Annotated in this window: 19 protein-coding genes; 2 read left to right on the top strand and 17 right to left on the bottom strand. The window is 39.1% G+C overall.

Annotated elements, in window-relative coordinates:
* Positions 1–110 precede the first annotated feature (110 nt).
* The 13 genes from F606_RS0108955 to nifH all read right to left on the bottom strand — a co-directional run bounded on the left by F606_RS0108955 (position 111) and on the right by nifH (position 13,452).
* Positions 111–320, bottom strand: a complete 210-nt coding sequence (locus tag F606_RS0108955) for a TOBE domain-containing protein (RefSeq protein ID WP_019553549.1) — start codon at positions 318–320, stop codon at positions 111–113.
* Between the two features lie 10 nt (positions 321–330).
* Entirely contained in the window at positions 331–1,371 is a 1,041-nt protein-coding gene (locus F606_RS0108950; protein WP_019553548.1) for a sulfate/molybdate ABC transporter ATP-binding protein, read from the bottom strand.
* The gene (gene modB / locus F606_RS0108945) at positions 1,355–2,065 is read right to left on the bottom strand and encodes a molybdate ABC transporter permease subunit (RefSeq protein ID WP_019553547.1); all 711 of its coding nucleotides are present in this window, start codon (positions 2,063–2,065) and stop codon (positions 1,355–1,357) included. The genes F606_RS0108950 and modB overlap by 17 nt, the downstream gene beginning before the upstream one ends.
* Complete coding sequence (modA, locus tag F606_RS0108940; RefSeq protein WP_019553546.1) at positions 2,062–2,868, bottom strand: molybdate ABC transporter substrate-binding protein; 807 nt, start codon at positions 2,866–2,868, stop codon at positions 2,062–2,064. Before modA ends, modB begins: the two co-directional genes overlap by 4 nt.
* A 5-nt stretch (positions 2,869–2,873) precedes the next feature.
* Positions 2,874–3,683: a hydroxymethylglutaryl-CoA lyase-like TIM-barrel protein gene (locus F606_RS0108935; protein ID WP_019553545.1), complete on the bottom strand. Its 810-nt coding sequence runs from the start codon at positions 3,681–3,683 to the stop codon at positions 2,874–2,876.
* A complete protein-coding gene (locus F606_RS22290; RefSeq protein WP_019553544.1) occupies positions 3,683–4,639 on the bottom strand; it encodes a homocitrate synthase/isopropylmalate synthase family protein in 957 nt (318 codons plus the stop codon). The genes F606_RS0108935 and F606_RS22290 overlap by 1 nt, the downstream gene beginning before the upstream one ends.
* Before the next feature lie 91 nt (positions 4,640–4,730).
* Positions 4,731–7,376 carry a nitrogenase cofactor biosynthesis protein NifB gene (gene nifB / locus F606_RS0108925; protein ID WP_019553543.1) on the bottom strand — a complete coding sequence of 882 codons (2,646 nt, stop codon included), beginning with the start codon at positions 7,374–7,376 and terminating at the stop codon, positions 4,731–4,733.
* A 26-nt stretch (positions 7,377–7,402) separates the two neighbouring features.
* Positions 7,403–8,740 carry a nitrogenase iron-molybdenum cofactor biosynthesis protein NifE gene (gene nifE / locus F606_RS0108920; RefSeq protein ID WP_019553542.1) on the bottom strand — a complete coding sequence of 446 codons (1,338 nt, stop codon included), beginning with the start codon at positions 8,738–8,740 and terminating at the stop codon, positions 7,403–7,405.
* 152 nt (positions 8,741–8,892) lie between these two features.
* On the bottom strand, positions 8,893–10,257 hold the full coding sequence (locus F606_RS0108915; protein ID WP_019553541.1) for a nitrogenase component 1: 1,365 nt from the start codon (positions 10,255–10,257) through the stop codon (positions 8,893–8,895).
* Positions 10,257–11,846, bottom strand: coding sequence for a nitrogenase component I subunit alpha (locus tag F606_RS0108910; protein ID WP_019553540.1), 1,590 nt, complete (start codon positions 11,844–11,846; stop codon positions 10,257–10,259). The genes F606_RS0108915 and F606_RS0108910 overlap by 1 nt, the downstream gene beginning before the upstream one ends.
* Before the next feature lie 12 nt (positions 11,847–11,858).
* Complete coding sequence (locus F606_RS0108905; protein ID WP_019553539.1) at positions 11,859–12,251, bottom strand: P-II family nitrogen regulator; 393 nt, start codon at positions 12,249–12,251, stop codon at positions 11,859–11,861.
* Positions 12,252–12,268: 17 nt separating this feature from the next.
* Entirely contained in the window at positions 12,269–12,595 is a 327-nt protein-coding gene (locus F606_RS0108900) for a P-II family nitrogen regulator (RefSeq protein WP_019553538.1), read from the bottom strand.
* A 35-nt stretch (positions 12,596–12,630) separates the two neighbouring features.
* Complete coding sequence (gene nifH / locus F606_RS0108895) at positions 12,631–13,452, bottom strand: nitrogenase iron protein (RefSeq protein WP_019553537.1); 822 nt, start codon at positions 13,450–13,452, stop codon at positions 12,631–12,633.
* Between the two features lie 515 nt (positions 13,453–13,967).
* Here nifH and F606_RS20860 point away from each other — a divergent pair.
* Entirely contained in the window at positions 13,968–14,603 is a 636-nt protein-coding gene (locus F606_RS20860) for a Fe-only nitrogenase accessory AnfO family protein (protein ID WP_019553536.1), read from the top strand.
* Between the two features lie 60 nt (positions 14,604–14,663).
* Here F606_RS20860 and F606_RS0108885 read toward each other — a convergent pair whose 3' ends face one another.
* The 4 genes from F606_RS0108885 to ahpC form a co-directional block, all read right to left on the bottom strand.
* Positions 14,664–15,647: a TRAP transporter substrate-binding protein gene (locus tag F606_RS0108885; RefSeq protein ID WP_019553535.1), complete on the bottom strand. Its 984-nt coding sequence runs from the start codon at positions 15,645–15,647 to the stop codon at positions 14,664–14,666.
* 35 nt (positions 15,648–15,682) lie between these two features.
* Complete coding sequence (locus F606_RS0108880) at positions 15,683–17,371, bottom strand: methyl-accepting chemotaxis protein (protein WP_019553534.1); 1,689 nt, start codon at positions 17,369–17,371, stop codon at positions 15,683–15,685.
* Positions 17,372–17,625: 254 nt separating this feature from the next.
* Positions 17,626–19,305, bottom strand: coding sequence for a thioredoxin-disulfide reductase (gene trxB, locus F606_RS0108875; protein ID WP_019553533.1), 1,680 nt, complete (start codon positions 19,303–19,305; stop codon positions 17,626–17,628).
* 62 nt (positions 19,306–19,367) lie between these two features.
* Positions 19,368–19,934, bottom strand: a complete 567-nt coding sequence (ahpC, locus tag F606_RS0108870; protein ID WP_019553532.1) for an alkyl hydroperoxide reductase subunit C — start codon at positions 19,932–19,934, stop codon at positions 19,368–19,370.
* A gap of 364 nt (positions 19,935–20,298) precedes the next feature.
* Between ahpC and nikR the strand changes: the two genes are divergently transcribed.
* The gene (nikR, locus tag F606_RS0108865) at positions 20,299–20,748 is read left to right on the top strand and encodes a nickel-responsive transcriptional regulator NikR (RefSeq protein WP_019553531.1); all 450 of its coding nucleotides are present in this window, start codon (positions 20,299–20,301) and stop codon (positions 20,746–20,748) included.
* Positions 20,749–20,792 lie beyond the last annotated feature (44 nt).

Raw genomic sequence — 20,792 nt, 5'->3', positions numbered from 1 at the left:
AATGCATTATATATATTGTAGCATAATTTAAAACAAAAAAATGAAATGTCCAAGGTTTTCACCTGGACATTTCATTTTGTACAAACATAAACACCTGCTGTTTATGCGATTTATTCTACACCGATCATAACGGAAGTTGCTTTAATTATTGCATAAGCCTCTTTCCCGACTTTCAGATTCAAATCTTTCACTGCATTCATGGATACGGTTGCACTTACAACATCCCCACTTGCAATCCTGATACCCACAATCGCGTTAACAGAACCTTCTTGAATGGAAACCACTTCACCTTTGAGTTGATTTCTCGCACTGATTTTCATTTTTCATACCTCATTTCTTCATTAATATAATTTTATCTTCAGGGATGGTTAAAAAAAGATTATCTGGTGAGATTCTCTGCCAGAGTTCTTTTCCTAATTCCCAACGAAGCGGCTTAACCAAAGACCCTTGCGGACGAATCATTATCAATATAGAAAAAGTGTCTTCTACCACATCAACAATTTCAACGGCAAAAGAATTTTTGGGTGACTGACCCATTTCAAAAAAATGCGCCCTAAAACCAACATAACATAAATCATCGGGAATCGTACCATCAACACGAAGCTGTAGTCCCCATTCTTGTGCATATAACGTCTGAGAGTCAATTTTTTTCGCAATGGAAATATTTTTACACCCGGTAATCAACGTAGCCGCTAATGTTTCTGGTGAATCAAATAAATCATGTTTGCTATGAATCACATCAATTTTACCTTGCGCTAAAACAGCAATCCGCTCTGAAAGCCGAAATACTTCATCGCGATCATGCGATACAAATAAAACAGGACGTTGATATGTTTTAAGCAAGGCCCGAAGCTCCTGTTCGACCTGCCATTTCAAGTAACTGTCTAAAGCAGAAAATGGCTCGTCTAACATCAATACTTCTGGCTGGGAAGCCAAAATTCTGGCAAAAGCCGTCCGCTGCTGCTGCCCACCAGATAGTTGAGCCGGATAAAGGTCTTCCAATCCTGCTAAATGAAATCTTTGAACCTGCGTCGCCAGCATGTCCAGTTTCGCAGCTCCTGTTGTTTGAATAACAAATTCTATATTTTCGCGCACGGTCATATTCGGAAACAATGCATAATTTTGAAACAAATACCCAATATGACGTTTTTGCGGTGGTAAATTAATTTTTTTTTCACTATCAAAGAGTATCGTTTCATTTAAACGAATCACACCAGAATCCGGTTTTTCAATACCGGCAATACATTTCAGAGTCATACTTTTACCGCAACCCGATGCACCTAGCAAAGCAAATACTTCATTGTCCGTCTCAAATTTAATATTGAGTTCAAACTCTCCCAATGATTTTTTTATATCAACGAACAACGACATTTTTAGTGCCTCGCTTTCTTTTGCTGATAAATTCAGCAAACTGCTGTTGATGATTCATCCAATAGTTCATCATAATAATCACAGCAAAAGAAATGGCACACACAATGCTTACCCAAAAAAAAGCTGTTGCATTATCTCCCGCCTGCACTGCCGAATAAATAGCCGTTGACATGGTCTGGGTAAGTCCGGGAATATTCCCAGCTGTCATGATTGTCGCCCCAAACTCACCTAAAGCACGCGCAAACGAAAGAATAAGCCCTGCCATAATGCCATACCAGGTATTCGGTAAGATAACTCGCCAAAAAATTTTAAATTCACTAATGCCAAGTGTTCGAGCTGCGTAAATCAAATCAGGATTTAATTGTTCGAATGCGCCGCGTGTTGTTCGATACATCAAAGGGAAAGAGACCACCACAGCAGAAACTACCGTTGCTTCCCACGAAAAAACAAAATTCACCCCAACGCTCAAAAAAATTTGCCCAAGAAAACTTTGCTTACCAAATAATAGTAAAAGAAAAAATCCGACTACGGTCGGTGGCAAAACCATCGGCAGCGTAAAAATGGTATCCATTAATCCCTGAAAACGTTTCACTTTCACTACTAAAAAAGCTGCATAAACGCCAAAGAAAAAAGTAATAAACGTAGATAAAAAGGCCGTTTTCAAAGAAATAATAAGTGGTGACCAGTCCGTCATTTTACCTGAAATCCATATGTCTCAAAAATTTTCGTTACTTCTGGTGTCGCTAAAAATGTCAAAAAGTCTTTTGCTTCATCTAGATTTTTACTTGCCTTAATTGCCGCTGCCGGATAAATAACAGGTTTATGGCTGCCTGCCGGAGCCTCTGCTACAACCTTGATTTTAGCTGATGTTGCTGCATCCGTTGCATAGACAATACCACAATCCACTTCGTCAGCTTCTGTCCAAGTTAAAACCTGACGCACATCGGAACCATAAACGGCTTTCGCTTTCATTTGATCCAGTGTATTTAATGAGGTGAAAATTTCTTCCGAATATTGACCAACCGGCACACCTTTCGGTTCACCTAAGGCAATTCGTTTTACTTTATCTGAGGTAAGATCCGCAAAAGATGTGATCTCAACCTTACTATCTTTCGGTGTAATCAATACTACTTTATTAATCAATAAATCTTTTTTTGTTCCTTCAGCCAAAATCCCTTCTTTATCAAGGGTATTCATTTGTTTTTGTGCCGCTGAAAGAAAAATATCCGCGGGAGCGCCTTGCTCAATTGCAGTCTGTAAAGCACCGCTGCTGCCAAAGCTAAACGTCAACTTGGTATCTGGATGATTTTTTGTATAGGCAGCCGAAATTTCTTTCATTACATCGGTTAAACTCGCTGCGGCTGAAACAAAAATTTCTTTTTGCGGCTTAGACTCTGCCGCTGTATTTTTAGTTTCAGCCCCACCACAGCCAGCACTCCAAATTGAAAAAGCAAAAATCGCCAAAACTGCCAATAATCTAGATATTTTATTCACCATTTCACTCAATCCTTTTCTCTGTGCAAATTTATTTCTAACAACTGCACCATCTCTTTTGCTGCTAGTTCTTCCGTCATTATATCATAAAAAGAATGCGCCGCTTTTATAAACTGATAGAAATCACAATTTCCTGTGCGTTCTCCAATACCGTTAATTGTCGTATCAATAAAGCTTGCTCCCGCCCTTGCAGCAGCAATCGAATTAGCCACAGCCATTCCCAAATCATTATGTGCATGAAACTCAATATCAAGCCCCGTGTATTCAATCAAAGAACGTACTTTTATCTGCGTAGTGTGCGGTGTCAAGATTCCCACCGTATCCGCAAAACGCAATTGTTTTACGCCCAGTTGCTGCAAAGCAGTACCCATTTCAATCATAAAAGCCAGATCTGCGCGTGATGCATCTTCAAAACCAATCGTAACAAAGAATCCTTTTTCTAAGGCATAATCAACACAGGCAAGCATTTCCTTTTTGAGCCAAAGACGATCTTTTTGCAGCTTTTGATACACCTGCAAATCCGAGACAGGGACACTGATATGGATAATATCGGGGCTGCAATCCACAGAATGCTGAATATCTTTGATATTCAGCCGATTCCATGCAGCAATCAATGATTTTTTACAAACATCTTTAATGGCAAGAATAGCCTCTTTCTCACTCGCCCCCATAGCAGGAATTCCTGCTTCCAACTGATAAACTCCGACTTTTTCCAAAGCTTTGGCAATCTCGATTTTATCGGTCTTTGAAAAAGAAATTCCCGGACTTTGTGCCCCGTCACGTAATGTCGTATCAATCATATAAAGTTGTTTTTTCATTATTTCACCAGCCTTACAAGGTTGGCAAATTCTGCATCCGTCAAATTTTTTTGCAGTACCAAACTTTTATGCTGTAATAGTTCCACTAGTTTAATAAGATCCACACCATTTTCTGGAATTTGCAGTTCTTTCATTTTTGCGAGCACCGCATTGCGTCCCGAATATTGCCCCATAACAATCTGCCGTTTGTTTCCCACAAATTCTGGCGGATATGGTTCATAAATGCTGGGATTTTTCACGATACCATCCACATGAATACCCGCTTCAACTGCGAAAATAGCTTCGCCAATAACGGCTTTATTGGGAGCAATATTTTGACCGACAATACGCTCTAAACAATGTTTAATTTCGGTGCAGCAAGACAAATCTCCTTTGAGGTCATATAAATTTTCTAAATGCAGCGCCATTAAAAGTTCTTCCAACCCAGCCTGATTGCCAATACCAGAAAAACTGGCAACAACCTTCTGTCCGCCCAGACGGCACCATTCAAACGCCAAAGCCGTTGCACAAAAATAATCGTTTTTCGGACAAAACTCAAATTTTTCTTTCGAGGCCAATATATCTATTATTTCTTGTTCGATCTCTTTTGCCATGCGTTCAGCAAAGCCAACAATACGCAGACCTTGTACACATTTTTCATCAAAAACAAAATTATCCATATTCTTGAAATTAATTTCATATACCGCATTTCCCATTTTACCAAAAGATTCGGCTGGCATAATATAACCAGCAAGTCCCGGATGACGATCCGCCTGCATGGCACTTACGACATGCAATAAATATTTTCTATTTTGCGGCAGCGTTTTTAAGGAAATTAGCTTTTCATATACTGAAGCAGACATTTCAATATAAGTTGTTGGCAGTTTTAATAAGCTTTCCAACAATTGATAAAGATCATGCGGTGATGCATGATATGAATCAAGACAGGATAACGTATTATCAATGATACGAATCATCCTTCTCACCCCGCTAAAATATATAAGTTGCATTAAATATTTCATATGGCAATCATCAATTTTTTAATTCAACCTATATGGTATCTTTATTTTATTGATTTGCTGCTTTTTTAACAGCTTCTTCAATCCGATCATAGGTAACCACAATACGAATTCCCAGAGCCTCCAGCCGTCGTGATGGTGATTCACCAACGCGCAGTGCCAGCACAGCGCTGCAATCTTTTATAGTCTGCAAAATAGATTCAATTTTATCTACCTTATCTTCACAAACATCAGGTCCATTGCAATATTTATCAACATTGCGTTTTTCAATAAAGTTTGCCGTTTCCCCATCACTTTCATAAATATAAAATTCTTGTGCATGCCCAAAATGCTGATCAACCAGCATACCACTCTTCGTGGCTACAGCAAAACGCTGCCGTTCTTTTTTAATCGCTATCACGTTTGTTTCTTGTTTCATTTGATAATTAATAGACTCATCATTGTCCAAGGTCCCCACGGCATCCGCTCTGCATTGACGACAATGATACATTTGCTTCATATGCCCTTCACATTTTTTACGCATTGCCGTGATTTCCTTATTGCTGACAAGCGGCATATCTTCAAACGTACTGCCTTTAACCGGGATAAGCTGCATAATATTGGTAATTTCGCAATGTAATTCTTTTGCTTTTTGCACAACGGCTTCAATTTCCTCATCATTAATTCCCTTTAACATGACAATGTTGATTTTGCAAACAATGCCATGATCTGTAAGGTATTTGATTCCAGCGAGCTGATTCGCCAGTAAAATCGTTGCTCCTTGTTCACCCGTGTAACGAAAACCCATGTAATTCACATATTGATAAATTTGTGCGCCGATTTTTGGTGAAATGGTATTCATTGTAACCGTCACATGTGATACCCCTAAATCAATAAGATCTTGCGCATACATCGGCAGCATCAACCCATTCGTTGATAAACAAAATGTAACTTCAGGATCATATTCTTTAATGAGAGACAACGTTTGTTTGGTTTGATCAAAATTGGCTAAAGAATCACCAGGGCCAGCAATACCAACTACTTTAAGATTTGGCATATTTGCTTTCACCAATTTGTATTTTTCAAAAGCTTCTTCTGGGTTAAGAATCTGCGTTGTTACACCAGGGCGGCTTTCGTTCGGGCAATCGTATTTGCGCAAACAATAATTACATTGTACATTGCATTTTGGTGCAATCGGTAAATGGATACGTGCATATTTACCGCCATTGCAATTAAAACAAGGATGTGTCTCTGTTTTATCTGCAGGCGAACTAACTTTTTCCATCACAACTGGCACTTCGCTCTTCATCTCTACGACTGCTTGTGTTTCCATTTTCCCCGGCTCACCACCTAAATAGTATTTATTATAAAGTTCTTCCCTAAAAGTATGTTCACGCGCCCCTAATAATGAATTGACAATGCGATCCAAAAGCTGCAAAGATCCCTCATAGCCGAGCATTTGAATGCGCTGCCCGCCAATTTGATCATGGATCGGAAACGCGCAACGAATCAAATCGAGACTCAATCTTTGGGCAACACGTCTGCCATCGGAATTGCCAATCATGACATTCACTTTCAAATCAACCATCAATTTTTCAATCATCTCAAAGTCTGCATCATCAACCATTGCATAACGTTCCACAAACACGGGCGCTGCTACTGCTTTAATATCCGGTTCAATCTGTTCGTGGAACGTCTTACAAGCCGACCCCGTAGCACTGACAACTGGGACAATTCCATTTTCAGCACATAATTGGATCACCGCTTTAACAAAATCCGGTTCACCAAAAACAGCCGCCCGCCCCAAAGCACTGTACTTATGTGAATCAATCATTGCATCCAGATAACGTTCCCGTTCTTTTTGCAGTTTGATCGTACTCTTCCCGCCAAGCTCAAGTAGTTTAGCAACAAGTTCATCCATCGCTCGTACCCCGGTTGGTAAATCCATCCGGCTATAAGGTACACCATAGGTATCTGCTAAATATTTCCCAGGCGATGATTCGTCACTGATAAAAGTTGAAAGTTCTATCGTATATTGTGCCCCTGCCATATGTGCGATTTCTGCCAAAGAAGTCCCACCATCCGGCAGTCTATTATAAACATCACTATGCCCGCCATCCAGATTTTCTGACAAATCCGGCAGCAAAATATAATCAATACCCAGCTCTGTTAATAAATTTTTGAGATATCTTGTATCAGCTGGTGAAATAGCTCCCGTGATGATATTCACTTTGTTATTTTTTGTTTCATCCATCTCTGCGTACTCAACAATCGCGCGCAAGGAGCGAAAAAAGCCTTCATATTGCGTCCCTGCATAGCCAGCACTCGATACTGGTATAATCTTCACCTTACAGTCAGGATTCGCCATATAAAAACGTCTGATAATCGCTGGGACATCTTCGCCAATCGTTTCTGCCAGACACGTTGTCGCCACCCCGATTACTTCCGGCTGATACATGCGAATCATATTTGCTAATCCTTTAAGCAAATTATCCGCCCCGCCAAATACAGTACCCTCTTCACTTAAAGAAGAAGAAGCGATATCCACCGGTTCATTATAATGTGTAGCCATATGACGACGAATATAGGTGCTGCAGCCTTGTGATCCATGTAAAATCGACATACAGCGTTTAATTCCATACAACGCGGTTACCGCTCCCATCGGCATACACATTTTGCAAGGATTCACATTTAAATTCGTAAAATTGTACCCCATAAGACCAGCCCCTTTTTATCATCTTTTTATAAATAGCGCCAAACCGGACTATTCATTGTTAAATTTACTTCCTGTGTAAAATTAATAACGCCCTCATAACCACCAAGTGCATGTTTACGCTCATGATTATGATCACAAAATGCAATGCCAAGTTTATAGGCCAACGGTCGTTCCTTAACACCACCGACCAAAATATCGGCTTCTTTTTCTTTCATAAATTTTTCTAGTTCTGCTGGATTGGTATCGTCCAAAATAACGGTATCATCTTCAACCAGACTTTCAATAATATCATAATCTTCTTTTTTGCCCGTTTGCGTACCAACAACTACCGTTTTTATACCCATTTCATTAAATTGGCGAATCAGTGAAATCGCTTTAAATCCACCACCAACATAAATCGCTGCTTTTTTGCCAATAAAATTTCGTTTGTATTTTTCTAGAAATTCTTGGGCGATTTTACTCTGTTCTTGTACAAAAGTTTCAGTCCGTGCTAACGTCTGGGCATCACCAACTGCCTGTGCAACTCGAAGCAATGAACTTGTCGTGTCTTCCACACCAAAAAAGCTCACTTTAATATAGGGAATATTGAGTTCTTCCTCCATACGAGTCGCCAGATACGTACTGGAACCTGCACACTGCACTATATTCAATTCTGCAGTGGAAGCCTGAATTAACGTATCATAGGAAGCATCACCCGTAATCGTTGAAATGACTTTTACCCCAATTTTATCAAAATAATTTTTAATGATCCACATTTCACCGGCTAAATTGAAATCACCTAAAATATTGATTCCTTTTTTGATCTGCCCAACTTTTACATGTGGCTTGATTACTTCCATAATTGCATTACAAGCCATCTTATAACCTAACGTCTTCGTTCCAGAAAAACCTGGTGCTTTAATTGGGATAACGCAAAGATTGTATTTGGCGCTGGCCGCCTTACAGACAGCTTCAACATCATCACCAATTACGCCAACAATACAAGTTGCATAAACAAAAATCAATTTTGGTTTATGCAAGGCAACAATCTCATCGATAGCCGAAGTCAACTTCTTTTCACCACCGAAAATAACATCAAGTTCACGCAAATCCGTAGAAAAACTATTGCGGTAAATATCACTGCCGCTGGATAGACTTCCTCTGATATCCCAAGTATAGCTGGCACAGCCAATCGGACCATGCACGATATGATAAGCATCGGTAATCGGGTTCAAAACTACTCTGGCGCCGCAATATACACAAGCTCGCTGGCTGACGGCTCCTGAGACACTTTGTGTCTCACATTGAATGCCTTTTCCATTGCCGCTGCAATGGTCTTTCACCAAAATAGACTCTTTTCTTTCTTCTAAGATTCCAGCGCCCATAGCTATCCCTCCCAGTTAAAAATAAAAAGACCTTTAACACAAATGAAATACTTCATTGTATTAAAGGTCTTCGGCTCAACGATTTAAAGTTTTTAGTTATATATTCATATTAGGCAAATTCTTTTTTAATGTCAAGTATTTTTTACGAATCTTTACATAACCATTTCTAAATCTTCATCTTTTGCATCACGATCACGACGATCCATCAAGGCATTGCAGATGAGTTCCAAAAGACGCATTGCCCCTCTATACCCGACAAGCGGCATATAAGAATGTACATAACGATCGATAATCGGAAAACCAGCTCTAACCAATGGAATATCTTCCGCTTTGGCAATCTGTTTACCATGTGTCGTACCCAAAAGCAAATCCACCGGATCATTTTTTATCCATTGGTGCAGCTCAAACAAATCACCATTTGCTTTGGCTTTGCAGCCAGTAACACCAAATTTTTCAAATAAAGCATTGGCTTTTGTCATGAATTTTTCATTCGGTGTACCAGTCAACAAGTATTTAGGAATCATACCCATTTCTAAAACAAATGCAGCCAACCCTAAAACTGTATCAGGATCACCATAAATTGCTACAGACTTCTTATCAAAGTTTGCATGCGCATCCATCATAATATCAACTAATTGGCCGCGTTCTTCTTCTAATGCAGCGGGAACTTCCTGCTGTGAAAAATGTGACAGCGCCATAACATATGCATCCGTTGCCTGAATGCCAATTGGCAGCGGCAAAGAATCAAAGTCAACTTCACATTTACGTTTCAATTCGATAGCTGGTTCCATACTGGTAAGCTCGCCCAGTGCTAGTATCTTTTCACAATCACCTAAAGAAACAATCTCAGGAATTGTCGTGCCGCCTTTAGGATACATTTCATATTCGCCAGTCATCGGTGCATCTAAGACGCCGCTGGTATCAGGAAACATGATAAATTCAGCCTTTAATAATTTTGCCAACCGTTTCATTTCACGCATATCTCCAGGATTGACAAACCCCGGAAAAATACCAATTTTACCATTTTTAACGGCTGTAGCTTTAGACAAATATTTAATAAACCCACACATCATATTGAAAAATCCATTAACATGCGATCCCGCATAACTTGGTGTATTCGTATGCACAACGATTTTACCTTCAGGAATGTCCATCTGTTGAATATACGTATTTAAATCGTCACCAATGGTTTCACTTAGACAAGTCGTATGCACCGCAATAATATCTGGATCATAGATTTCAAAAATATTTTTTACGGATTGTTTAACATTGCTCCCGCCGCCAAATACCGATGTACCTTCGGTGAAAGCACTCGTTGTTGCAATTGCCGGTTCCTTGAAATGCCGAGCTAAAAACGTTCTGTGATAGGAACAACAACCCTGTGAGCCATGGCTATGCGGCATACAACGATGTACTCCAAGTGCCGCATACATAGCACCAACTGGTTGGCATGTTTTACAAGGGTTGATGCGCAATGCCGTACGTTCAATTATTTTTTTTGGTGTTAAATCCAGCATTAGTCTGCACCTCCTACTTTTCCTTCAAGCGTTGGCTGCATGCGCCATGGCGGCGTAATATACTGCCAAGCTGGTGTAAATAAACTCATATACGTATCACTGGCAAATTTGATAGCACCTTTGAACCCCGCATACGGGCCGCTATAATCATACGAATGCATTTGTCTGGATGGTGTCCCCGATTTTTGAATCATATATTTATCTTTGATACCAGAATAAAAAATATTGGGATGAAACAATTCCAATAATTTTTCTGTTTCATAATGATTGAAATCATCAAGCGCAATCGTACCGTCACCCATATCCTTGAACATACCTTTATAATACTCAAGCTCCGTGGTCAACTTCAACGCATCAAAACGTTCTTTGTCAACTGATAGATGATAGTATTTATCGTCAGGCGTCATCGTCAGTTCTTCGATATTACGACTATCAGCATCAACTTTTACATTTGGTCGAACTTCCATCCCTTCATAATCGTCACGATGGGCAAATTCATAACCCGCAATAATGGTCTTCATGCCAAAATCAGCTAACAACATTTGATAATGATGTGATCTAGAGCCCCCAACAAAAACAGCTGCGGTTTTCCCATGGAGTTTTTCTTGATAATATTCTCTGGCTTCTGCCACTTCTTCCAATTCCTCAGCAATAACTGTTTCAGTATTTGCAATCAGGGTCGGATCGTTGAAGTAAACAGCAATTTCCCGTAAAGTACGAATCGTTTCATCAATCCCGATAAAATTCACTTTCAGCCAATCAATCCCATATTTTGTTTTCATCATTTCAGCAATGTAATTGATGGAACGATGACACTGTACGAGATTCAAATTCGCCGTATGAGCATTTTTAATGGCTTCATAGCTGCCGTCCCCGGTAAAAATCGATACCACTTCATACCCGATTTTTTCGAGCAACCGTTCTGTTTCCCAGCCATCGCCGCCAATATTATATTCACCAAGAATATTCACGGAATATTTCTTCGTCAGTGGTGCATCACCAGTTCCGATAATGGATTTCATTAACCCATTGTTGGCGATATGATGCCCGGCTGATTGGCTGACACCTTTATAGCCCTCGCAGCTATAGGCCACACATTTAATTTTGAATTTTTCTTCAGCCCAAGTTGCGACAGCGTTGATATCATCACCAATCAGACCGACCGGACAGGTAGAGCAAATCATGATGCAGCTTGGATTAAATAGTTCCATAGCTTCCTCTATTGCCTGTCTCAGTTTCTTTTCACCACCGAAAACAATATCCGCTTCCTGCATATCCGTCGAAAAACAATACTGAATATAACTCTTGCCATCTTCAGATTTTGCTTTATTGCGTCGTGTCCCCCAGCTATAAAATCCGCAGCCAATTGGTCCATGGGTTAAAACTACAACATCTCGCAGCGGCCCTAGTACAACACCTTTACAACCTGCATAACAACAGCCCCGATTACTCATAAGACCAGGAATGGAGCGACTATTGGCAGCAATTTCTTTTGGCATTCCCGCATTGTCAAATTGGACAACATGATCTTTACGATTTTTAAAAACTTTTGCTGAATATTTATCTAAAATTTTCTCGCGTTCATTCACGCTGTTCGCCCCCTATCGGTCAAGTTCTTTTATCTGGCGTTCACCAGTTCTAATATTATAGCCTTCCGCAACCGGCATCACAAACAACCTGCCATCTCCTGGTGTTCCTGTTTGATTTACTTGAATAATAGTTTTCACAGCCAAAGCCACTTGTTCATCATCCACAATCAAAGAAAAAGAACGACGCGGCACCAAACGGATACCTTCTGATAAATGTTCCCCTATTTCATCGGCGGGAACCGAACCTGCATTTTCCATAATAACCTGAATTGCTTCTGCGGCCAGCGGTCTTTTACCTCGTCCTACCGCCTTCGAGCAAGTAAAGGACGGATAACCGACTTTTGCCAGTGCATGCTTGGTTGGATTGACCATATTCAAGCGTATAAAAGCCATTATTTCTTTCATTTGCCACCCATCCTCTCTTATAGCCCAGCTTTTCCAGAACTAATCGTGTACGCTTCATCAACTGGTGTGATGAAAATTCGGCCATCACCGAAGTTGCCATTCTCACCGGTTTTCGCATTTCTCATAATAATTTTTATAATGTCTTCTTTATCGGCATCTTCGGCAATAATAATCAAAAGTTCTTTTGGCAGTTCATCATAATGAACTTCACCAACAATAATTCCTTTTTGGCGACCACGACCATAAACTTCTTCTTTCGTTACACCAACATAACCAGCATCCAATAATTCTGATAAAACAAGCCCCGATTTTTCGGGTCTGACAACCGCCCTTATCATAATCATAATCATATCCCCCTTCTTATCTCAACTGTAAATTTTTAAATATCCATCAATCCATGTTCCATTAATAAAGATTCCAGACGTTCTTGCGACAATGGTTTTGGTATAACAAACATTTGATTACCGTCAATTTTATTTGCCAAAGATCTATATTCACCAGCCTGCGTAGATTCAGGATCAAATTCAATTACAGTTTGTTTATGGATTTCGGCTCTCTGTACCATATTGTCACGCGGTACAAAATGAATCATCTGTGAACCGAGTTCCTTGGCAAATGCTTCCACCAGCTCTGCTTCACCATCAACCTTACGACTGTTGCAAATAATACCGCCCAAACGAACTCCACCAGTATTTGCATATTTTGTAATCCCTTTGGCTATGTTATTGGCTGCATACAATGCCATCATTTCACCAGAAGCAACTATATAAATTTCTTTTGCTTTACCTTCACGGATTGGCATTGCAAACCCGCCGCAAACAACATCACCTAAAACATCATAAAACACATAATCCAAATCCTCTTCATATGCACCAAGGCGTTCCAATAAGTTAATCGAGGTAATAATACCACGACCAGCACAACCAACACCTGGTTCCGGACCACCTGATTCAACACAGCGGATACCACTGAAACCTGCTTTTAAAACCAGATCCAGTTCAACATCATCGCCTTCTTCACGAAGTGTGTCAAGAACAGTCTGCTGTGCCAGTCCTCCCAAAATTAAGCGAGTTGAATCAGCTTTCGGGTCACAACCAACAATCATTATTTTTTTCCCCATTGCGGCTAAACCAGCATTCAAATTCTGTGTCGTTGTAGATTTACCAATTCCACCCTTGCCATAAATAGCTACCTGTCTCATAATAAAACCCTCCATCTCGTTATCACTTAATTTATTTATATAAAGACAAAAAGGATGTTTCCTTATTTGCACTTTACAACAAAGAGAATAAAAAAACGTCTTGATCATAGCGATTGCTATAATCAAGACGTCTCTGTCCGCAAAACCAAAACTATATAAGTTTACTCATTGCATCAACATAAATTTTTTATTTCCTGTTTATAAATCTCAGGGCAATTTCCCTTCGATGTGATAACTATAGATTATAAAAATATCTTTGTCAATTCCATTTTATGTAAAAAAAATCCTCTCTTTTTTAAATTTTCTGTCATTTGTATTCATAGCTTACTAAACAAGAAGTGTCCTCTTTTTACTTTAAAAATTAATACATTCTATATATTTACTTTATTTTATTCGTCGAAGAAATTTTCAAGTTTTTATAAATATTTTGTATACAATCTTTCCGCTTGACTTTTTATACAGTGTAGCCTATATTTTATAAATAAATCATTGATTAATGAAAGGAATGTAAACTCATGTTGGACAAAATTTCTATAACAACAAACACAGCCAAAAATTTTGCTGCACTGAGCGAAACAACGATTATCTTGCTCTATCAAAAGCAAGATGATACATGGCAGTTACGCAAAGAAATTCCTGTACAATTCAATTTTAAAAGTAATTTAGAAGATCTTCGTAATCAGATTCGCAATTTAATCACAAAATTAGAAGACTGTAAAATCATTCTCAGTCCTTCGATTAATGGTCTCCCTTTTCATATCTTTGACCGAATGGGCTTTCATATTTTCGAAATGACGAACTTTACACCGCAAGACTTCGATGAAATAGTCGCTGATGTTTATCGCTCTGAACACGAAAACAGTGAACAGTCAGACACTGCATTAGGTCCTGTAAAAACCGTAGATGGTATTTATTTTTTAGATTTAATCCAGCTCCAAACTACACATCCCGATATCTCATCCAAAAGAGCCTTACAGCCATTTTTGAAAAACACACCCTTTATCAAACTGGACTTTATCTGTTCCCACCTGCCGCCATGGCTTGATACAAAAGAATTTAAATCACAATATGATATTACGACAAAAAAGAATCGAGACACCTGTCTGGTAACGATTTCACATAAAATATGTCTACCAAAAAACAAAGCATAAATAAATACGTAACCATACTAAATAAGACCTCTCAGCAAAAAAGCTGAGAGGTCTTATTTATCACTGTACGGCTTGGATTTCTTTGATAATTGGCACTAAATTGGGGTATTTTTCATATAACGGCTGCATGGCATTTGTAAAAGCCGCTTTATCCGGTTTAATAAACTGTACACCCTGCTTTTGTAATTCATCCATCCCCTTCTTTGTGAAATCATCCCATAATTTCCGTTCATATTGACCAGCTTCCGCACCGCACTCTGCTAATAATTTTTGATCATCCGGACTTAACTTATCCCAGGATTGTTTACTGATAAACAGGATTTCTGGAATTGCCATATGCTCATCCAAGGTATAATATTTAGCAATTTCAAAATGTTTTGCACTTAAATAACTCGGTATATTATTTTCAGCTCCAGTGATTTTCCCCACCTGCAATGCTGGATAAATATCATTATACCCTAGCGCCACACTCTGCGCTTGCAATATTCCCAGCATATTTTCAAACACATCACCACTTAGTACCCTGAGCTGCATTCCATTAAGGTCTTCCGGTTTCATAATCGGTTTCATAGCATAAAAACTTCGCATACCTGAATCATAAAAGGCCAAAACTACCTTATCTTTATCTTTTAATTCACTTTTGACCCGCTCACCAATAGGCCCCTCAAGCACTCTCCATACATGCGCTGAGTCACGAAATACGTAAGGCATAATGAAGGCCTGCAGCGTCGGAATCTGACTTGCATAACGATCAATACCTTCCCGATCGATATCAATGACCCCCTCAGCCATAGCATCTTCAATTACCTTGCCATCCCCTAGCTGCCCATCTGAATAGATTTGCAATTTAATCCGGCCATTACTCCGCTCTTCCAGTAGCTTCCCCATATATTTTGTGCTTTGTGTCGTTGGGTAATCGTCTGTATGTACATCATTTGCTTTTAAAATGATCGTCGCATTTTTCTCTTTATCTGAACTGCCACAGCCAGATATAAGAACAAGCAAAGAAATAACCAGCAGCAATAAAACAGTTTTCCTCATCATATTCCCGTAAACCTCCATCAACTGTATTAAATAAATTAAAGTTTAAACCGATCCATCATTGATTCCAATTTTTTTGCCTGTTTTGCCAGCAAACTGCTCGAAGATGAAATTTCTTCAATGGATGCCAGCTGCTGCTCGGTTGCAGCCGAAATAGAGTGTGTCCCCGAAACCGTTTTCCCAACCATTTTTTTAACCATTTCAATGGAATCCAAAACTCGAGTACCTGAGGTGGATGCATTTGCGGTTCCCTTGGTGATATCGCCGACTTGCTGATCAAGTTCCTGTATAAGTGTTGCAATGTTATTAAATTGCTCGAGGGTTGACATCATTTCAGTCGTTCCATTTTGTACATCGACACTGCCCTTTTCCATCATTTCAACCACCGAATGGATACGTACTTGTATATCATTGATAAGTTCTGTAATACTCTGCGCTGCTTTTTGAGACTGATCCGCCAATTTTTTTACCTCACCAGCAACAACTGCAAAACCACGGCCATGCTCACCGGCTCTTGCCGCTTCAATCGCCGCATTCAAAGCTAATAAATTGGTTTGACTTGAAATTTCACTAATAACTTGAACAATTTCGCCAATTTGTTTTGAACTTTCACCTAGATTTTTAACACCATCTGCAGACTGGTTCACGGAATCATTAATCAATTGCATCTGCGATCCGACTTTAGCCACCGCATTTTTCCCTTGTACTGCAACATCCGCGGTTTTCGTAGCCCGCTGTGACAAACGCACTGCATTATCAGCAACATTGCCAATATTATCTACCATGTCCCCCACAACACTGACAACCTGATTCATTTCAGTGGTTTGTCTCACCGCACCTTCGGCTAATTGAGTAGTCGTGTCCGCAATTTCCTGTGCCGCTTGTGCCGATTGATCCGAAACCAAATTTAATTGATTACTAGCTGCTGCGACATCTTTAGCCGTAAGCACAACTTGCTGGACCATACTACGCAGGCGTGTAACCATTTCCTGAATTGCTTTAGCCATATCACCGATTTCATCATTCGAATGATAGCCAACATCCTCTGACCGCAAATCACCACCGGCAACTTTTCCGGCAACACCTGCCATCATCGCCACGGGTCGTGATATTTTCCGTGCTAAAATAATGGATGCCAAAACAGCAAAAATCAAAGTCAATAAATTGCATACAACTAAAATTACACTTGCCTGTTTTTGTTCCGCTTTTGTTTGATCGATCCTTGCGTTAATTTCCGCTCCCACAAAATTCGTAAAACCATCAATGACTTTATCCATTCCATCAGCCCGTTTCCCAGAAGCCGACAAAAATTTCAAGGTCCCTTCAATACCTAATTTATCACGAACTTCATTTCCCTGATTCAACGTCTTATCATACTCGGTCAGAGCTAATTTTAGTATTCCTATTTCTTTTTTCGCTTGAGAAAAATTCATAGAAGATTCTAGCTCATTAACCTTATCGTCTGTCAATTTTTTCACATCATCACTCTGTTTTAAATAGGCTTTATCACCCGTCAATATATAATTTCGTATGTGTGTATTGCGTATCCAAAGCTGTGCGCGAATATCTTTTGCGGCACTGGTAAACTCTGTAGAATCTGTTAATAGAGTTTGATACGTCTGCTCAACATTTATCAAACGATAATACATGTACACATCCATTATCATAAAGATAGCAATAATCATGATACAAGTTGCTGAAATCTGTTTACCAATCGTAAGTTTCATTTTGTTTCTCCACCTCAACACCCAAAATTTTTCATATGCCTTGTCTATCATAGATTATACTTAAATAAACCATTTATGTATATTATTAGGTTAATAGCAATCAATTTAGTTAACCGGTTAGTATTATTATTCGCTGTATTCTAACAATTTCCTCTTTTAAAAACATCCTTTTAAAGCTCTAAAAAAGACGAAATCAATAACTATAAAAATAGTTATCAATTTCGCCTATATTCTTATGAACAAATTCTTCGACGTTATGCCTCCTGTAAGATTTGATCGACAATTTCATCAATTTTTTTAGCACCAAAAATAATTTTTCCGCCATTAATTGACATTGCAGGAACACTCATGATTTTTAATTTTTGCTTAAGTTCAGGAAAGAGTGATATATCAATCATTTCCGCCTCTACCAACGGTTGAATCGATGCAATCTTCTGTCCAGCACTGACTACATCCGGACAAAAATGACACGATAACGATACAAAAACTTCTAGTTTAGTTGGTTTTGTTATTTTTTCGATTTTAGCTTGCACGCTCTGCTCTATTTGCTGTCCCGGGCCGGCCAAATTATAAACAGCCAATACAAATGAAGTCATTTCATGTCCACCTGGTATCCCTGAAAACTTAATACCAACATATTCATTTTTTTCGTTCAAGAAAGCAGCGATTGGCATCCGAGTAAAGCCAATTTGTTTTTCCATATCCGGATTTTCATTCTTGCGATAAAGCAATAATGTTATTTGCTCACTCAAAGCAGTTATCTCTTTTAAAAAAGTAACCATCTCCATTGATTTTGCATCCGTTTCTTCATAAATCGAAACAATTGAGATATCTTTTACCAATGCAGCAAAAAGTCCGGTAAGTTGTTTTTTCATTTCAGCTGGAATAAATTCTGTCGGATTTTCTTCTGAAGTTTGTCCTTTTACAGCCAAAGGTATCTCAGTTTTCGCTGGTGTAACATTCACCGATTCGACAGAATTAACAATACCAAGCCGTTCTTTTTCCTGGGCAATATATTTTTCAGCTGCAGTTGCAGCAATTGCGCCATCGGCTACCGCAGTTACAATCTGGCGTAAACTCTTTGACCGTAAATCACCTGCTGCATATACTCCTGGCACATTGGTTTGCATAAATTCATCCGTTGGAATATACCCAGCCGAATCGAGTGTAATCTGATCTTTAAAAATAGACGTTGCTGGCTGATACCCTGCAAAAACAAATAAGCCAAATGTTTTATCTGTCAAATCTGCTTTATAAACCACTTCTTTTTCTTCTTTTGTATTAAAAAAGACCACTTTTTCTAGAAAATCAGTTCCTTGAACTTCCCGCACCACGGTATTATAGAGCACTTTGATTTTTGGATGTTCTTTCGCCCGATCCGCAATGGATTTTGCGCAAGAAAAATCTTTCCCCCGCATTACAATCGTAACGGTTTTTCCATATCGTGTTAAATAAACGGCTTCTTCTGCCGCAACATAACCGCCACCAATTACAAAAATATCAAGTCCCGAAAAAAACTCTCCGTCACAGGTTGCACAATAACCAATTCCTTTGCCGGTAAATTCAACCTCTCCCGGGAATCCTATTTTTTTTGGTGTTGCACCAGTTGCAATAATCACAGCGCGAGTGTTGTATTCAGCATCTGCTGTATACAAACGTTTCACATCACCAGAAAAATCAACCATTTGTATGTCGTTTTGCACAATACTCACAGCAAAATCCTGCATCTGAGATTGCATTTCCTGCATCAATTGAGGTCCTGTAATCTTCCGAACTCCTGGATAATTGGCTATTTCATTGGTATTACTGGTCTGCCCGCCGGGATGATCTCGTTCGATGAGCAATGTATTGAGTTTTGCTCTGCCAGCATAGATTCCCGCTGACAAACCAGCGCACCCGCCGCCAATAATAATCAAGTCATATATTTTTTGCATGTTAACATCACCTATTCATAAACAAAACTCTATCAGGAAACCCTGATAGAGTTTTGTTGTTCTTATAACTTACCTACCAAGTCAAGACTTGGTATCAAGGTTGCCTGACCTGGTTTCCATTTAGCAGGGCAAACCTGATCACCATGTTCTTCGACAAATTGAGCTGCCTGTACTTTTCTCAATAATTCTTCAGCATTTCTGCCGATTCCCATATCATGAACCTCATAAGCCTTTATAACACCCTGTGGATTGACAATAAAGGTTCCCCTCAAGGCTTGACCGGCTTCTTCTACCAAAACGCCAAAAAACCTTGCTAAGGCGCCTGTCGGATCACCGATCATTGGATATTCAATTTTTCCGATCGTATCGGATGAATCAGCCCACGCTTTATGTACAAAATGCGTGTCTTCCGATACAGAATAAATTTCACAGTCAAGTTCTGTAAAATCTTTATAAAAATCTTGTACATCGCCTAATTCGGTTGGACATACAAAAGTAAAATCTGCCGGATAGAAAAAGAAAACCGACCACTTGCCTAAAACATCCTGTTTTCTTATTTCACGAAATTGACCCTTTTGATACGCCTGTACCTTGAAATCCGTCAACTCTGTTCCTATTAAATTACTCATATGCTATATCCCCTTTCAAAATTACATTCATAGTAAAACGATGTATTTCTTCTATGAACCTATAATAGCACAGCAGTAGCTTTTAATCAATACTAATTATCATTATCATTTATTTTTTTTACAATTCTTAATTCTCTTTATTCCAAGCACTTCTATTTATATAGTAAGTGGCATTAAAAAAATTGTAACCTGAATGGGGAGAGGTCATCGTTGCTTCCTACGTAACGCCACGGAACCTTATACCCCATTTCTGACGATTGTCATATAAAATATTTAATGCAACTTATATAGATACTTTAAAAAAAAAACATTTCGTGTTACTATATATGATATAAGTAACACGAAATGAAAAGGACGTGCTCTCATGACTGAAAAAGATGCTTTGATCCGCTTTGGCGTTTCGATGAACCAGGATCTGGTTGAACAATTCGATAAAATCATCGACAAACAAGGTTATGATAATCGCTCTGAAGCGATCCGTGATTTGATCCGTAAAGCTTTGATTGAACCAACTATGCTGCAGCAAACGCAAGCCGTAGCTGGTACCATCGTAATTGTTTATGACCATGCTTTTAATGGTTTAGCCGCGTATTTAATTGAATTGCAGCATCATTTCCATCATGAGATCATTTCCACAATGCACGTTCATCTAAATCATGCACAATGTCTTGAAGTACTAGTCGTACGAGGTGTTTATCGAAAATTAAATGAACTTTGCCAGCAAATTCAAGTTCAAAAGGGTGTATTTTATGCCGAATTATCTGTAACCCATATGAATGAAGAATCGGTAGCGGAGCATAGTCATTTGAAATAGATTACCCGTTCACCTAAAAATTCAACAAAATGGAGGTCCAAGTG

It is taken from the genome of Propionispira raffinosivorans DSM 20765, from assembly GCF_000381065.1.
In the GTDB taxonomy this organism is placed as follows: Bacteria; Bacillota; Negativicutes; order Selenomonadales; family Selenomonadaceae; genus Propionispira; species Propionispira raffinosivorans.
The sequence above is the reverse complement of the archived record's forward strand: the minus strand, read 5'-3'. Positions and strand labels throughout refer to the sequence as shown.

Bases quoted from the DNA above. Each gene is read 5' to 3' on its own strand.
- F606_RS0108955 (WP_019553549.1), bottom strand. From the start codon at position 320: ATGAAAATCAGTGCGAGAAATCAACTCAAAGGTGAAGTGGTTTCCATT.
- F606_RS0108950 (WP_019553548.1), bottom strand. From the start codon at position 1,371: ATGTCGTTGTTCGTTGATATAAAAAAATCATTGGGAGAGTTTGAACTC.
- modB (WP_019553547.1), bottom strand. From the start codon at position 2,065: ATGACGGACTGGTCACCACTTATTATTTCTTTGAAAACGGCCTTTTTA.
- modA (WP_019553546.1), bottom strand. From the start codon at position 2,868: ATGGTGAATAAAATATCTAGATTATTGGCAGTTTTGGCGATTTTTGCT.
- F606_RS0108935 (WP_019553545.1), bottom strand. From the start codon at position 3,683: ATGAAAAAACAACTTTATATGATTGATACGACATTACGTGACGGGGCA.
- F606_RS22290 (WP_019553544.1), bottom strand. From the start codon at position 4,639: ATGATTCGTATCATTGATAATACGTTATCCTGTCTTGATTCATATCAT.
- nifB (WP_019553543.1), bottom strand. From the start codon at position 7,376: ATGGGGTACAATTTTACGAATTTAAATGTGAATCCTTGCAAAATGTGT.
- nifE (WP_019553542.1), bottom strand. From the start codon at position 8,740: ATGGGCGCTGGAATCTTAGAAGAAAGAAAAGAGTCTATTTTGGTGAAA.
- F606_RS0108915 (WP_019553541.1), bottom strand. From the start codon at position 10,257: ATGCTGGATTTAACACCAAAAAAAATAATTGAACGTACGGCATTGCGC.
- F606_RS0108905 (WP_019553539.1), bottom strand. From the start codon at position 12,251: ATGAAAGAAATAATGGCTTTTATACGCTTGAATATGGTCAATCCAACC.
- F606_RS0108900 (WP_019553538.1), bottom strand. From the start codon at position 12,595: ATGATTATGATAAGGGCGGTTGTCAGACCCGAAAAATCGGGGCTTGTT.
- nifH (WP_019553537.1), bottom strand. From the start codon at position 13,452: ATGAGACAGGTAGCTATTTATGGCAAGGGTGGAATTGGTAAATCTACA.
- F606_RS20860 (WP_019553536.1), top strand. From the start codon at position 13,968: ATGTTGGACAAAATTTCTATAACAACAAACACAGCCAAAAATTTTGCT.
- F606_RS0108885 (WP_019553535.1), bottom strand. From the start codon at position 15,647: ATGATGAGGAAAACTGTTTTATTGCTGCTGGTTATTTCTTTGCTTGTT.
- F606_RS0108880 (WP_019553534.1), bottom strand. From the start codon at position 17,371: ATGAAACTTACGATTGGTAAACAGATTTCAGCAACTTGTATCATGATT.
- trxB (WP_019553533.1), bottom strand. From the start codon at position 19,305: ATGCAAAAAATATATGACTTGATTATTATTGGCGGCGGGTGCGCTGGT.
- ahpC (WP_019553532.1), bottom strand. From the start codon at position 19,934: ATGAGTAATTTAATAGGAACAGAGTTGACGGATTTCAAGGTACAGGCG.
- nikR (WP_019553531.1), top strand. From the start codon at position 20,299: ATGACTGAAAAAGATGCTTTGATCCGCTTTGGCGTTTCGATGAACCAG.